The sequence below is a fragment of the Haloarcula sp. Atlit-47R genome (assembly GCF_003665985.1).
GTDB classification, from domain to species: Archaea; Halobacteriota; Halobacteria; order Halobacteriales; family Haloarculaceae; genus Haloarcula; species Haloarcula taiwanensis.
In genome coordinates this window covers 133,383-146,379 of the sequence record NZ_QPLQ01000003.1, presented here as the reverse complement: position 1 = coordinate 146,379, position 12,997 = coordinate 133,383, and the positions used below count along the sequence as shown (strand labels likewise).

Below are 12,997 nucleotides of genomic sequence, written 5' to 3'. Positions count from 1 at the left end.
GAACGTCCGAGCAGAAACATCGCCTCGAACAGTCTCGATATCGTTTCAAAACCAGACGGGGAGACGACTGTCGCGGCGTCAGTTCATGATGGACCGCAAGCACAGCCCCACGCCAGCGATAGCGAGAACGCCGCCGACGGCGATAGCGCCGGCACCGATTTCGAAGTCCCCGTCCTGTGACTGCTGTGCGGCCGTGTCACCGGTAACTGAATCAACCCCATCGGAAGCCGCGTCCGTAGACGAGTTGGCGCCATCGGTAACCACCAGCGTTCCGATTGCGTCGGGCTGGCCGGTCGCGTCAGTCCCACGGTACAGCGACAGGTCGTAGTCGGTTGCAGCGAGTTGCGAGTCAAGGGCGACCTCCGAACCCGACTCGACCGCCACGGCATCGGCATCCGCCGCGGTTTCGAGCGTGGGTTCGTCGTGTCCGGCCGCCGTAGTGTCAAACAGGAGACCGACACGATCATCCCCGTTCCCGTCGCGGACGGTCGCGTTAATCTCGTAGTTGCTGGCCGGGCTGCCAATAGAGATAGTGGCCGCGTCAGCGCTTGTGAGAACGATTGAAATCCGACCGGTGTCGCCCTGCTGAACGTTCGATACCGACTCCTCGAAGCCGAATTCGGCAGTCTCCTCGACCTCGAACTCTTCGGTTGCCGTCTCGTTTGCTTCGATGAGGAGGGTCCCGGTGGTTGGCGTGGCGTCGGTTTCTCGGCTCTCGAACACGCGATAGGTGTACGCTGCGGGAGCAAGCGTCGACGAGAGGTCAGGCTCTGTCGCAGTTACGGTGAGCGAGTCGCCGTCGTCCGCGACACTGAGGGTCTCTGAGTCTGTGCCGGCGGCCGCGGTGTCGAAGAGAACCAGCACTTCACCGTCATCATCCTCATCACTAACAGTCGCGTTGATCTGATAATTGACCGCCTCACTGCCGACGGAGAGCGTTTTGTCGCCGCCGTCACTCATCGAGATCGGGATTTCGGCTGTACCACCCTGGGGGACCGTGACGACCTTGTCGTCGGAGTCAGTCTCTGTCGGAGTCTGGATGTCCGGTACCGGGTCGGTGCAGTTGCCGTCGCACTCAGCGACGGTTCCAGTCCGTTCAAACAGCGTATCGCCGTCGACATGGGCAGAGAGTTCGTAGGACGTGTTCGCCGGCACGTTAGACATGTCGAACTGGGCGACGAACGTCCCGTTGGGCTGCACGCTGACCTCTCTTTGTTTAAGAAACGGGGACGACGCATCTTCCGACACAAGTCTGACCGTCATCTCCGTCCCGGATTCCAGCGTGGTCTCCCCGGTGACCACCTGTTGTTCGTCGGCGTACAGCGGCAGGCTGTCCTCTGAGACCGTGGCTTGCTGCTCCGCAGCGGTAAGGCCCGGACCCGTCGCCGCCACGGCAATAAGCATCGCGGCCATCGCTACCGACCGAACGCTCACAGAATCACCTCCCGAGGTCTGAGCATCTCTGCGTACGTTTGAAAGCGATGCTGCCAACAGTACCGCATCGCAGGTGGAGGGCAATTCGCTGGCATACGGTTAGCAATTATGAGGGGATTGAAAAACTGCCTTCGATAGCTTAAACTCGCGTTGAATTCGGCAGTGCCGGTCCGGACCGGTAGCCCATCGAGGCCGTCCTGATACGAATAGTACTATTTCTGACGGCTCCTCGGCGGCGATAATTTGCGTGATATTCACAGACACACTAGTTTTGTACTATGAGACGGCAGGACGCGGAAAGTTCTGATAGATTCAGTATTTTTATGGTAATTTCGGTATTGTTGACTAGTATGCGAACGGTCCTCGCAAACCAGCTCTCCAACGTCCGGGTCGTGAGTACCGATGGCCGCGAAGTCGGCACACTGCAAAACATTACCGTCGACACGGCCACGGGAGAGCTTCAATCGATCGTCATCGACAGCGACGTGCAGGAGATATTCGGCGTTGAGCGGGATCCTGACGGGGATGTTCGATTACCAGCATCCCTCATCGAATCGATGCGGGACCACCTGACCATTCAGCCGCCTGCACAACAGGGTGTCGCAGGTAGCGGGACTGTGGACTCGTAGGCAACCTGTCAACTGTTTAAACAGTCCGGAACGAATGCAGTGTTAGCCGACTGTATTCAACTGTCGTTGGCTGATGGGGAGGCGTGCCTACGGGACTTAGAGTTGATTTTGCGAGTTCGATACGCTCTGTGCTGTGATTCTATAGAATGGGCAGTCAGCGACTTCGATACGTAGCGACTGGCATCGGTGAGACAGGCGACAGGTCACCGTAACATCGCGTCAGCGTACTCACCCGCCGTCTGTCGGGCCGTTTCGAGTTCCGCAGTGTCATCCAGCATCACCGCGCGGGTCCGGGCACCGTCGATGATCGTCAGCAGCGAACGGGTAACGTGTTCCGCGTTGACATCGTTGAATACACCCTCGTCGATGCCGTGGTTGATGACCGCCTTGAGCAGGTACCGAATATACTCGTCGTTCTGGCGGAACCGGTCGCTGAACGCTTCCTTGTACGGTGCTTGACTCCGCATTTCTAGCAGTGCGACCGAGAGGTCGGGGTTTTCTTGGAGTTTGACCAGTAATTCATCAAGCAAGATGTCCAGTCGTGCTTCGGGGTCCGTCGTCTCGACATCGTGAATCGAATCAACGAACTGCTCCAGCAGATAATCGAGAAAGGCCGCCAGCAGGTCGTCTTTCGTGTCGTAGTAGTAGTGCACTGCAGCCGTCGATTTGCCGTACTCGTCCGCGATCCGTTTTATTGTGAGGTCAGCGTAGCCGTGCTCACGCAGCGCGCGGTAGGTCGCTTGCATTATCTCCTCGGTCTGGTCCGAGAAGGTCCGGTCCGATGGTCCAACCATTGTGTACCGGTTTCTCCTAAGGTTGGATAACCGTTGTGACCCGCATACTATTGCGCGGATGGATTATTAACTAGTTAATCCGATTGTCCCTTTTCTGTCCCTGAGAGTTGTTTATATCTCCATTTTCTGGCATCACAGCGTTTTTGACTAATCGGTTAGTAAGCTCAATCACAGCCGCCATGGATGACGATACAGCTACCGAGATTCTTGGGGCGACGTTCCGCGCCCTCTGCCAGCACGGGTGTGCCGCGCTCACGGTCAAAGACATCGCTGCCGAGGCAGACCGGAGCAAAGCGACGGTGCACTACTACTACGACAGCAGAGAGAACCTCTGTAGGGAGTTTCTGGATTTCTTGTGCGAGCGGTACACTGCAAGGATACTTGACGTGGACGGGAGTACACCGCGGGAAGAACTCGACTCGCTGTTGGATACAGTTCTCACTGATGAGCGACAGACGCCCGGTCAGGAGTTCAGAACGGCAATACTCGAAATAAAGGCACAGGCCCCGTACAACGACGCCTTCCGGACACAGCTCGCCAAGTTCGATGCCGTTCTCTTCGACCGGTTCCGTGAAATCATCGCGGCTGGCATCGAAACCGGTGAGTTCGATAGCGCGGTCGAGCCGGCCGTCACAGCGCAGTTCCTCGTGACCGGGATTACCGGAGCGCATGCTCGACACGTCGCTACGGACCGCTCGATAGACCAATTCAGCGAGGCAATTACGCGATGCGTTGAGACCGATTTCCGAGCGGAGACGCCAGTGGAGGCGACCCGCTGATGGGTGTTCGAAGTCGCGTTAGTGCCCTATTCAAGGGCCCCGAGGAGTTCGATCTCACGTCGGGTGGCATCGGGAAGCCGCTGTTCTTCCTCTCGATGCCGATTGTGATTACTAATCTCTTCCAGACCGCGTACAACCTCGCAGACACGTTCTGGCTCGGCCAGTACAGCACGGACGCGCTGGCGGCAATTAGCTTCGCGTTCCCGATGGTGTTCCTCCTCATCTCGCTTGGGATGGGGATATCCGTCGCCGGCAGCGTCCTCGTCGCGCAGTTCACCGGCGCGGGCGAGGAGCGCGACGCCGAGTACGCCGCCTCACAGACGGTCACGTTTGCCGTCATCGTCTCGTTCGTTCTCGGCATCGCGGGCTATCTTGGCGTCGATACGTTTCTGAGTCTGATGGGGGCGTCCGCAGACGTTCTCCCCATGGCGACCAGTTACATGGAGGTCATCTCACTCGGCCTGCTGTTCATGTTCGGCTTCTTCGTCTTCGTCGCGCTCATGCGGGGCTATGGGGACACGATAACGCCGATGCTCGTCATGTTCGGTTCGGTCGTGCTCAACATCATCATCGACCCGTTTCTGATATTCGGCTGGACAGTCGTCGAGAACGCGCCGCTCGTCGGGACGATTTCGTTCCCCGAACTGGGCATCGAAGGGGCCGCTATTGCGACCGTTTTTTCACGGGCGCTGGCGCTGGTTGTGGGGCTGGCGATCATGTTTCGAGGGAACCGCGGCGTCCAGATTCACCTCCGCGATATGGCTCCGGACCTCTCGTATCTCCGCCGCCTCGTTCGCATCGGTCTGCCCGCGTCCATCGAGGGGACGGGCCGGGCGCTATCGATGAACCTGCTGCTTGTCATCGTCGCGATGTTCCCGGACACGGTCGTCGCCGCCTACGGCATCGGAACGCGCGTGTTCTCGGTCGTTTTCCTGCCGGCGATCGCAGTTGCTCGTGGCGTTGAGACGATGACCGGGCAGAACATGGGGGCCGATAAACCGAACCGGGCAGCGAAAGCGGCCGGCCTCGCGGCGACGGTGCTGTTCGGTGTGCTCACCCTGGCTGGCGTTCTCGTTTGGTTCACTGCCGCACCGATAGCAGACCTGTTTACGACGGACGCCGAGGTCGTCGATATCACGACGCAGTTCCTCCGCTACGTTGCGCTGTCCTTCGGGTTTATCGGGATTATGCGGGCCTACACCGGAAGCTTCCGCGGTGCCGGAAGGACGCTCACCGCCGCAGCGATATCGGTGGTGATGCTCGGCGTCATCCGCTTCCCGATCGCGTGGTTCGCCGCGGCCCCGATGGGTGAATCCGGCATCTGGCTGTCGTTCGCTGTCTCGAACGTCGCAGGGGCGCTCATCGCCTACGGCTGGTATCGGCGCGGGACGTGGCAAGACAGCAACCTCACCGAAGCCAAGGTGGATATTGACGAGGCAGGCATGGAGATATCAGCGGACGGAGACTGACAGTCAGAGACGACAGGCCGTGTGACACCGCGCAAGTGAACCAATGCTTTCAGGGGGGCAAGCGTTACTGCTGCTATGCCCGCAGAATCGAATCCCAACCAAGGCCCCTCATCTCCGCTGTTCGCGGCTATCTACGACCCTGTCACGGCGCTCGTTGAGCGGACGCTCTTACGGCCACATCGTGAGTACCTGGTGGCGAATATGGATGGCACAGTGCTGGACCTCGGCGCGGGAACCGGCGCGATGTTTCCATATTTCGATCGGATTGCGACCGACTCGACAGCGTTTCACGCTATCGAGCCGGACCCGCACATGCGGCGGCAGGCAGAGGAGAAGGCAAACGCGCTGGCCACGCCGATTCGTATCGAGTCGGCACCAGCAGAAGCCCTCCCGTACGACGAGGGCACGTTCGACGTCGTCATCGCCTCAATGGTGTTCTGTACGATTCCGGACATCGAATCCGCGATGAGCGAAATGACCCGTGTACTCAAGCCCGGCGGCGAACTGCGGTTTTTCGAGCACGTCATCGACGACGGATGGCGCGCCCGGATACAGTCGGCCCTCGCACCGCTCTGGAAACGACTCGCTGGCGGTTGTCATCTCACCCGGCAGACGGGGTCGCGACTCGCCGCGGCCCAGTCGTTCGATGTCGTCGAAATCGAGCGGCTCAATCTCGGTATCACACCGGTCCGCCCGTTTGTTCGGGGACGGCTCCGCAAGCGCTCGGTGTCTCCGGCGGAGTAACTCGGCGGCGATTAACTCTGGCTCTGTGTGACAGACCCCTCCTCGTTCGGCTGGATAACGACGAACCCGTCGTCGCCGGTGAACTCCATCTGTATCGATTCCCCGGAGGTCTGTCCGATTTCGAACGTCTTGTTCATCTCGATAGACGGCGAGAGGTTCGAACTCCACGCGACGGTCGCGTCAGGGTCGGTGAACACCGGCGGTGTCATCACCAGCGGGTCGCCGTGTGTCGTCAGCGCGACCTCGCCGGGCCCGGTGAGGTAGACGTTCGTCAGGCCGCCGGCAGCCATGCCAGAGAGACTGCCGACAGTGTTGATTTCGTAGTCGACAGTTGATTCGAACGCGAGCACGTCAGTGCCGTTGACCGATATCGATTCTCCGTCATCGAGGGTCAGCACCTGTACCTTCTTGCCGTTCTCGGCTACGTAGAGGTGCCCGCTCCCCTCGGCTTCCATGACCGGCGTCCCTTCACCGCTCACGGCCTCCTTGACAAAACCCGTGATACCGCCCTCCGCCGAGGACTTGCCGGTGAACGTGACCTCACCGGTGTACGCGACCATCGATCCGGCTTTGACCATCACTGTTCCGTCAAGCGGGATATCGAGCAGCCTGTTGTTCTCTTTCTGGAACCCATCGCCGCCGTCTGCAGGGGCGTTGGAGCGGACGAATTCCTGTAGATCCATAGCTACGTCGAGACACTGAATAGGCCAGACTCATAGGCTTCCTGAAAGATTAAAACGCATTTTGTGCGAAGAGGTACCACATAGATGTGGGCAGACAACACTCGAGAGGGGCGGAGCCGAATAGCGGTATATCCGAATAGCTATTCCGTATCGCTATACAGACGTTTGAGGAGGTCAGTAACGCCAGCTTTGGTTTTGAGATAGCGCCGCTCGCCATCGGGCGTCCGGACAGCGTAGTCGTACACGACGCTGTCCGGGACGTACCACCGGTCGCCGTACTTCGAGAGTATCTGGTCGGTCTCCCCACCATCTGTGACTTCAGACGGTTCGCGGCCGGGTGTCTCGTCACTGGTGGCCGCGTACTGACCCTCGGTTTCGACTTCAGATTCAGACGGCGTTTCCGCCGCCGTCTGTCGAGTGCTGTCGCCTGCGATACAGAGGTCGCTGGACAGTGGGTAGTCACCGGGCATCCCGGCAGCGTGGTCCTCTGAGCGACCGGCCTTCAGCGCTTCGCGCATCAGGATGTCCTGTGCGCTTATCACGCGCTCGCCGTCAGCCGGATAGCGCTGGTGGTACTCGCCGTCGCTATCCATCTCCCACAGCTTGCGGTTATCCGCGAGAACGAGTTCGAGATTGAAGCGGAGCTGTCGCTGGATTTCGGGATTCGCGACAGGTGTGACGGCTTCGACACGGTAATCGAGATTGCGAGTCATCCAGTCGGCACTGCCGATGTAGTATTCCGGCTCGCCCCAGTCGCCTTCCGGGCCTGGCTCGGCCCGTGCGCCGTTCTCGAAATAGAAGATACGGGAATGTTCCAGAAAGCGGCCCACGAGCGAGTAGACAGAGACGTTTTCGCTAATGCCCTCCAGTCCGGGTCGGAGGCGACAGATGTCGCGGACGATGAGGTCGATGTCGACGCCGGCCATCGATGCGCGGTACAGTTCGGCAACGATGGCAGGGTCTTCGAGGCCGTTGACCTTTGCGACAATACGAGCAGGGCGACCAGCCTGCGCGTGCTGGGCCTCCCGGCGGATACACCGGGTGAACTCCCGGCGCATCGTTACCGGCGCGATGAGGAGTTCTCGAAACTCCTCGTCCAGCGACGGGCCAGTGAAGAAATTGAACACTTTGGTCAGGTCGCGGCCGATATCCCGGTCAGCAGTCAACAGCCCGAGGTCGACGTAGCCCTTCGCGGTTTCTGAGTGGTAGTTCCCGGTCCCGATGTGAGAGTACAGCTGGACGCCGTCATCTTCCTCGCGAACCACGAGCGCAGTCTTCGTGTGTGTTTTCAGACCAACCGTCCCGTAGGCGACGTGGATACCGTTTTCCTCAAGTTTCCGCACCCATTCGAGGTTGTTCTGTTCGTCGAAGCGGGCCTTCAATTCGACCATCACCGCGACCTGTTTCCCGTTTTCGGCGGCCGTTATCAGCGACTGGATTATCTGTGAGTCGCTTGCCGTCCGGTAGATAGCCGCTTTCACTGCCAGAACATCGGGGTCCTCTGCCGCTTCCGAGAGGAATCGCTGGACGGTGTCGGTAAAGTCGTGGTACGGATGATGCAGCAGGATATCCCCGTCGCGAATACGGCTGAACACGCTCGCACCAGTCGACTCGGACGCGTTGCTCGGTTGCTGTCGGTGGCTGTCAAGCCGAGGATGGGGCTGTGGCGTCCACTCGTCGAGCGAGAGGTCCGGCCGGTCGAGGTCGGTCAGCTCAGCGAAATCTCGGTAGTCCAGCGGTCCCGGGAGGTCGTAGATTTCGCGTTCGTCGAGACCGAGTTGTGTGGCGAGCGTCGAGCGAATCCGGGAGTCCGCGTCTTCGGAGATCTCCATTCTGACGACCGACGCGAAACGCCGCTGTTCGATGACATCCTCGACCATATCAATGAGGTCCTCAGCGATTTCCTGATTTCGGCGGACCTCCGCGTTGCGAGTCAATCGGAACAGAGCCGTGTCGACGATTTCGACGTTTGGTAACAGCAAATCGAGGTTCGCGCGGATGACCTCTTCGAGTGGGACGTACCGCGTTTCGTCCCCAAGCTGGACCAGACGGGGTCTGTTCGGCGGAATCTTGATCCGGGTGAACGTCGGGTCCTCGGCGTTTGGTTGTCTGGTGAGAACAGCGAGTGACAGCGACCGGTTTGAGATAAACGGGAACGGGTGCGCCGGGTCGAACGAAAGCGGGGTCAGTGTCGGTAGCACAGACTCCTCGAAGTAGGTGCGCAGCTCCGACTGCTCCGCGGCAGTCGCGTCATCGTAATCCAGAATGTCGATGCCTTCCGCGGCAAGCGCGGGGCGAATCGCATCGCGGTAGCAACGGGCCTGCGTCGCAAGCATTGGTCGGAGCGTCTCGTGGACTTCCTCCCACTGCTCTCGTGGCGTCCGCCCGTCCGGCGCTGTCTCGGTAACGTCGGCCTCTATCTGTTGTTTGAGGCCGCCGATACGTTTCATCGTGAATTCGTCGAGGTTGCGGGTGACGATGGCAAGGAATCTGACCCGTTCCAGCAGCGGATTCCGTTCGTCCAGTGCCTCATGAAGCACGCGCCGCTGGAAGGCGAGCGCACTCAGTTCACGGTTGAGATACAACGACGAGTCGGTCAGATCGACATCCGCCGGCTCGTAGGCAGGAACATTCAGTCCTGAATCTGGGTCCATGGATTACACAGACGTGGGTGGGGCGCGTTCCGGATCGACAATACTGTCGGCCGAGCGGTCTTCGTGAGTTGTTTCTGGGTCGACAGTTATAAATTCGCCCGTGGAACACCGGTACGCCGTCAGCTGCCCACCGTACACGCACCCGGTGTCGAGACCGACCGCGTGGGGTGTCTCGAACGGCTCGGAAAGCACCGTATGACCGAAAAAGATGCGAGGGTCGTCACGGCGCGTTTCGAACCAGTACGGGCGGTCGTAGCTCCCGTCGGGGACAAGAGACCGCATGTTCAGCAGTTCGGTCAGTTCGTGTTCCGCGATGGGCTTGCGATGGTCGACGCCGCCGTGGACCACCAGCGAATCGTCCCACGATATCGCCGCCGGGAGCGAGGCGATCCACGAGAGGTCGTCGTCAGTCAGCGACGGTATCGATTTGCGGCCGTCGATGAGTTTCTGTTCGTTGTTTCCTCGAACCGTACGGAAGTTCGGCGTTTGCCGGACGATATCGATGACACCGGCGCTGTCCGGACCTTTTCGAACGAGGTCACCGACAAAGACGACGAGTTCGTCCGTAGTGGGGTCCAGCCGGTTCAGGAGTCGTTCGAGCGCCGGGCGGCAGCCGTGGATGTCGCCGACAACGTAGATTTCCTCCCATTCATCGCTGTTGATTCGCTGGTGTGATGCGTCGAGATCCGGGTGAAACGTCGGTGATGCGACCATCTATATGGAGCCGTTGGTGGTACGTCGGTGAATCTGGTATAGGTACTTTATATGTTGTCTATATAGCTGTACGAGAGCGAATATATGCCCGCTACCTGCTGAGAAACTGACCGATTACCCCTCAACAGCATCTTTTGTGTTTTCGGCGTCCAGTCCGAACAGTAACCCGGCTAGAAACAGCAGTTCGTTACCCTGATAGTACTGTTCGAGCACGAAGTTTACCAGCCCGATATCCGGCGTGGTCGCCCCCAACAGTACCAGAACGAGCGCGAACGCCGCGGCGAGGCCGGCGATCAACCGGACGACGATGCCTGAGAGCAGCCCCACCACGAAGACGACAACAGCTGTGAAGAGAGTCATAGCCCGCTCCAGCGTGTCAAAACCGTTGATCGGACTGGGATTCGCATAGAGCACACAACGCTTCCGCCGTACTTAGTTCTACCAGCGGCAGGCAAAACAGAGCCGCGTCGCTCGATTTCGGCAACGATAGACGCCAGACAGCCCTCGCCCGGGTCGAAGTATGAGTCGTAGTCAGCAACGAGAGCAGAGACGGTCACGTCTTGCTAGCCGTCGGGGAGCGGCCCAGCGTCACGAACCCAGCGTGGCCGACGGCGTGCGTCCGGCGCGGTATGCCCACAGAAGTCGCCCTGCAGCAACCAGTACTCGTGGGTACTACCACCACCGATCAGAGTGAAGAGACGTCGTCGACCGACGAGTAGCCGCGTCTGGTCACATCTGTTTGCCCTGCCGTAGCTGGTCGCCTGCGGCTGAGTCACAGGTGTACCGATAACTCCGTCGGGAGTAACGCGCTCGAAAGCGGGTCTCGGCGGAGCCTGTGCCACAGCCCGTAGGCTTCATGTCTCGGCCACAAGTAGCAGAGCTATGCCGACCTGGGACGAGCGATACCGAACGGGCACGTACCCGCAGCGCCCGGACCCGCATCCGGTGTTAGAACGATACTTGCCGACCTTGCCACCGGGTCGGGCACTTGACATCGCGACCGGGACTGGGCGGAACGCGGTGCCGGTCGCAGCAGCCGGGTACCGCGTCGATGCGGTCGACCAGTCGCGTGCGGGGCTACAGATTGCCCGCGAAAACGCACACGCCGCGGGCGTCGAAGACAATATCGAGTGGATACAGGCAGACCTCGAGTCGTTCGCATACCCGGCGTCGACGTACGACCTCATCACGGTCAGCTTCTATCGCCCCGTCGACCGCCTCCCCGATATCATCGAGGGGCTGGCCGACGGCGGCTGTCTGTTCATCCAGCACCACCTCCGGACGACCGACGACGTGGACGGCGGCCCCTCTGGGGACCGATACCGGTTTGCTTCCAACGAACTACTAAGGGCCGGACTCGGATTGACTGTGTTACACTACGACGAGCGGACCACGACGACGGACGGAACGACTGCCGCCACCGCGCAACTGGTCGCCAGAAAGACACAGGGCAGTCGACAGTCGTATCCAGACATCGCGGAGTGAGTTGGGAAGCGACCGCCGCCGACAGGACACGGACGCAGGGCGGACGAAGCCGTTCGGGACCGACACTTTCCGTGGTGCGGTCGACCCCACTCGTATGGACTCACAGCGAAGGGAAGCGAGGCCCCCCAGTCGGCACGAACTGTATCGAACCAGTGTACCGAGGCGTCCACAGTCAGTCATAACTCCACGCACGGAGAGTGAGCGATGACGGCGACTGACTTCGACGCCGTCCGGGACTACGACGACGACCAGTTTTCGGCCGTCGAGGTGTTCCGCAGTGACCGACTGAAAGTCGTCTGTGGCTACTTCGAACCCGGACAGTTCATCCCGGTCCACGCGCCCGGGAGCGACGTAGTGATACACGTCCAGTCCGGGACCGGTGTCGTTCGTGACGGGGACACGAATCGGACAGTCGAACCGGGCGACGTGGTAGTCGTCGAGGCTGATACCGACCGCGGCGTCAAAGCGGACGTGGACAGTCGGCTGGAAGCGTTGCTGGTGACCGCGCCGCCGCCGAGCGACGCCGAGCACGAACCGGTTCGGAGAGGGCTCAGGCAGAACGAATTCGACCCATAAGCCAGATCAGAGGGTGGTGCTATGGACGCCCCACCAGAATGCGGCAGTCGGTGGGAACGACGGCAGCGTCACCCGCCGCGGGGTCCACAGAAACGGCATCGACGGCATGCGTCACAACTCATCGATGATTTCGCTGGCGAACGTCGTTATCGCCGCCTGTGGCTCCGCCGCTCGAAGGCCAACGATAACGTGGTCAAGGCCATAGTCATCGAGCCGCCTGAAGTACTCCCGGAACCATTCGACGCCGGCCCGGTATCCCAGATGGAGCGGTTCGGGTTCGGCCGTCGGGTCAGCAGCGAACGCAACCTGAACGGCAATCGTGAACGGCTTCTCGGGTGCGTGACTTCGCCACGTGTCGAGATACGACTCCAGGGTCGACTCTGGGAGGTGATAGAATATCCAGCCGTCGCCGTTCTCGGCAATCCACTCCGTGGACTGTCTGGCGTTCCCGGTCGGAAAGACCGGGAGCGTGTCCGTCGTCGGCTTCGGGAGGACATCCAGTTCGCCGTCGATGTGGCCCCAGGAGCCGTCGAGCGTGGGGTATTCCTCACGCCAGAGGGCACGAAGCGCGGCAACGCTTTCGCGGACGAGATGCCCCCGGTTGTCGGGGTCGACACCGAACGCCGGATACTCCGGGTCGCGGTCGCCCGAGGCAACACCAAGCACGAGACGGCCGTCGGAGAGCCGGTCGACAGATGCGGCCGACTTCGCCACGTGGATGGGATGGCGAAGCGGGAGCACGATACTCGCGGTACCGAGCGCCACCGACTCAGTGTGAGCACCGATGTGAGACAGCAGCGACCATGGGTCGAAGGCCCCGCCTGCGTCCCCAAATCGCGGCCAGTACGTCGGCACATCTCGTGCCCAGAGCGCGTCGAAACCAACCGCTTCGGCGTGGCTTGCGAGCCGGAGTTCCGCGTCGATATCCGGCGTCGACTCCTGTTCGCCTGTGAGCGGGAATCCGAGACCGAACGAGAGTCCATCCTGCTCGTACAGTCGGCGATAGCCGGCGTTCACGTGGTCCACAGCAGTCATC

The 12,997-nt window shown here is 60.5% G+C and carries 13 protein-coding genes; 6 read left to right on the top strand and 7 right to left on the bottom strand.

Annotated features, from left to right (window positions below; all coding sequences use genetic code 11):
- Nucleotides 1–78: 78 nt before the first annotated feature.
- On the bottom strand, nucleotides 79–1,434 hold the full coding sequence (locus tag DVK00_RS12925) for a BGTF surface domain-containing protein (protein ID WP_342764777.1): 1,356 nt from the start codon (nucleotides 1,432–1,434) through the stop codon (nucleotides 79–81).
- Nucleotides 1,435–1,784: 350 nt separating this feature from the next.
- Here DVK00_RS12925 and DVK00_RS12920 point away from each other — a divergent pair, with 350 nt between their 5' ends.
- Nucleotides 1,785–2,063 (top strand): PRC-barrel domain-containing protein, encoded by a 279-nt coding sequence (locus DVK00_RS12920; protein ID WP_101351749.1) that lies wholly within the window; start codon nucleotides 1,785–1,787, stop codon nucleotides 2,061–2,063.
- Nucleotides 2,064–2,266: 203 nt separating this feature from the next.
- Here the strand turns inward: DVK00_RS12920 and DVK00_RS12915 are convergent, their stop codons facing one another.
- Nucleotides 2,267–2,857, bottom strand: a complete 591-nt coding sequence (locus tag DVK00_RS12915) for a TetR/AcrR family transcriptional regulator (RefSeq protein ID WP_121577816.1) — start codon at nucleotides 2,855–2,857, stop codon at nucleotides 2,267–2,269.
- A gap of 179 nt (nucleotides 2,858–3,036) precedes the next feature.
- Here DVK00_RS12915 and DVK00_RS12910 point away from each other — a divergent pair, with 179 nt between their 5' ends.
- From DVK00_RS12910 to DVK00_RS12900, 3 genes are all read left to right on the top strand, one after another.
- A complete protein-coding gene (locus tag DVK00_RS12910) occupies nucleotides 3,037–3,636 on the top strand; it encodes a TetR/AcrR family transcriptional regulator (protein WP_101351747.1) in 600 nt (199 codons plus the stop codon).
- Nucleotides 3,636–5,105 (top strand): MATE family efflux transporter, encoded by a 1,470-nt coding sequence (locus DVK00_RS12905; protein ID WP_101351746.1) that lies wholly within the window; start codon nucleotides 3,636–3,638, stop codon nucleotides 5,103–5,105. The genes DVK00_RS12910 and DVK00_RS12905 overlap by 1 nt, the downstream gene beginning before the upstream one ends.
- A gap of 75 nt (nucleotides 5,106–5,180) precedes the next feature.
- Entirely contained in the window at nucleotides 5,181–5,849 is a 669-nt protein-coding gene (locus DVK00_RS12900; protein WP_121577815.1) for a class I SAM-dependent methyltransferase, read from the top strand.
- Nucleotides 5,850–5,860: 11 nt separating this feature from the next.
- Here the strand turns inward: DVK00_RS12900 and DVK00_RS12895 are convergent, their stop codons facing one another.
- From DVK00_RS12895 to DVK00_RS12880, 4 genes are all read right to left on the bottom strand, one after another.
- Nucleotides 5,861–6,532 carry an AIM24 family protein gene (locus DVK00_RS12895; RefSeq protein WP_101351744.1) on the bottom strand — a complete coding sequence of 224 codons (672 nt, stop codon included), beginning with the start codon at nucleotides 6,530–6,532 and terminating at the stop codon, nucleotides 5,861–5,863.
- Nucleotides 6,533–6,672: 140 nt separating this feature from the next.
- Nucleotides 6,673–9,186 carry a polyphosphate kinase 1 gene (gene ppk1 / locus DVK00_RS12890; RefSeq protein WP_121577814.1) on the bottom strand — a complete coding sequence of 838 codons (2,514 nt, stop codon included), beginning with the start codon at nucleotides 9,184–9,186 and terminating at the stop codon, nucleotides 6,673–6,675.
- A 3-nt stretch (nucleotides 9,187–9,189) separates the two neighbouring features.
- Nucleotides 9,190–9,900, bottom strand: a complete 711-nt coding sequence (locus tag DVK00_RS12885; protein ID WP_121577813.1) for a metallophosphoesterase family protein — start codon at nucleotides 9,898–9,900, stop codon at nucleotides 9,190–9,192.
- Nucleotides 9,901–10,014: 114 nt separating this feature from the next.
- Complete coding sequence (locus tag DVK00_RS12880; RefSeq protein WP_121536981.1) at nucleotides 10,015–10,260, bottom strand: hypothetical protein; 246 nt, start codon at nucleotides 10,258–10,260, stop codon at nucleotides 10,015–10,017.
- Between the two features lie 522 nt (nucleotides 10,261–10,782).
- On the opposite strand from DVK00_RS12880, the gene DVK00_RS12870 reads away from it, so the two are divergent.
- Both DVK00_RS12870 and DVK00_RS12865 read left to right on the top strand, forming a co-directional pair.
- Entirely contained in the window at nucleotides 10,783–11,385 is a 603-nt protein-coding gene (locus DVK00_RS12870; RefSeq protein ID WP_121536979.1) for a bifunctional 2-polyprenyl-6-hydroxyphenol methylase/3-demethylubiquinol 3-O-methyltransferase UbiG, read from the top strand.
- Between the two features lie 204 nt (nucleotides 11,386–11,589).
- On the top strand, nucleotides 11,590–11,961 hold the full coding sequence (locus DVK00_RS12865) for a cupin domain-containing protein (protein ID WP_101351739.1): 372 nt from the start codon (nucleotides 11,590–11,592) through the stop codon (nucleotides 11,959–11,961).
- Nucleotides 11,962–12,072: 111 nt separating this feature from the next.
- Here the strand turns inward: DVK00_RS12865 and DVK00_RS12860 are convergent, their stop codons facing one another.
- Complete coding sequence (locus tag DVK00_RS12860) at nucleotides 12,073–12,996, bottom strand: LLM class oxidoreductase (protein WP_121577812.1); 924 nt, start codon at nucleotides 12,994–12,996, stop codon at nucleotides 12,073–12,075.
- Nucleotide 12,997: the final 1 nt, after the last annotated feature.

Bases quoted from the DNA above. Each gene is read 5' to 3' on its own strand.
- DVK00_RS12920 (WP_101351749.1), top strand. From the start codon at position 1,785: ATGCGAACGGTCCTCGCAAACCAGCTCTCCAACGTCCGGGTCGTGAGT.
- DVK00_RS12895 (WP_101351744.1), bottom strand. From the start codon at position 6,532: ATGGATCTACAGGAATTCGTCCGCTCCAACGCCCCTGCAGACGGCGGC.
- DVK00_RS12915 (WP_121577816.1), bottom strand. From the start codon at position 2,857: ATGGTTGGACCATCGGACCGGACCTTCTCGGACCAGACCGAGGAGATA.
- DVK00_RS12910 (WP_101351747.1), top strand. From the start codon at position 3,037: ATGGATGACGATACAGCTACCGAGATTCTTGGGGCGACGTTCCGCGCC.
- DVK00_RS12860 (WP_121577812.1), bottom strand. From the start codon at position 12,996: ATGACTGCTGTGGACCACGTGAACGCCGGCTATCGCCGACTGTACGAG.
- DVK00_RS12905 (WP_101351746.1), top strand. From the start codon at position 3,636: ATGGGTGTTCGAAGTCGCGTTAGTGCCCTATTCAAGGGCCCCGAGGAG.
- DVK00_RS12885 (WP_121577813.1), bottom strand. From the start codon at position 9,900: ATGGTCGCATCACCGACGTTTCACCCGGATCTCGACGCATCACACCAG.
- DVK00_RS12865 (WP_101351739.1), top strand. From the start codon at position 11,590: ATGACGGCGACTGACTTCGACGCCGTCCGGGACTACGACGACGACCAG.
- DVK00_RS12880 (WP_121536981.1), bottom strand. From the start codon at position 10,260: ATGACTCTCTTCACAGCTGTTGTCGTCTTCGTGGTGGGGCTGCTCTCA.
- DVK00_RS12870 (WP_121536979.1), top strand. From the start codon at position 10,783: ATGCCGACCTGGGACGAGCGATACCGAACGGGCACGTACCCGCAGCGC.
- DVK00_RS12900 (WP_121577815.1), top strand. From the start codon at position 5,181: ATGCCCGCAGAATCGAATCCCAACCAAGGCCCCTCATCTCCGCTGTTC.
- ppk1 (WP_121577814.1), bottom strand. From the start codon at position 9,186: ATGGACCCAGATTCAGGACTGAATGTTCCTGCCTACGAGCCGGCGGAT.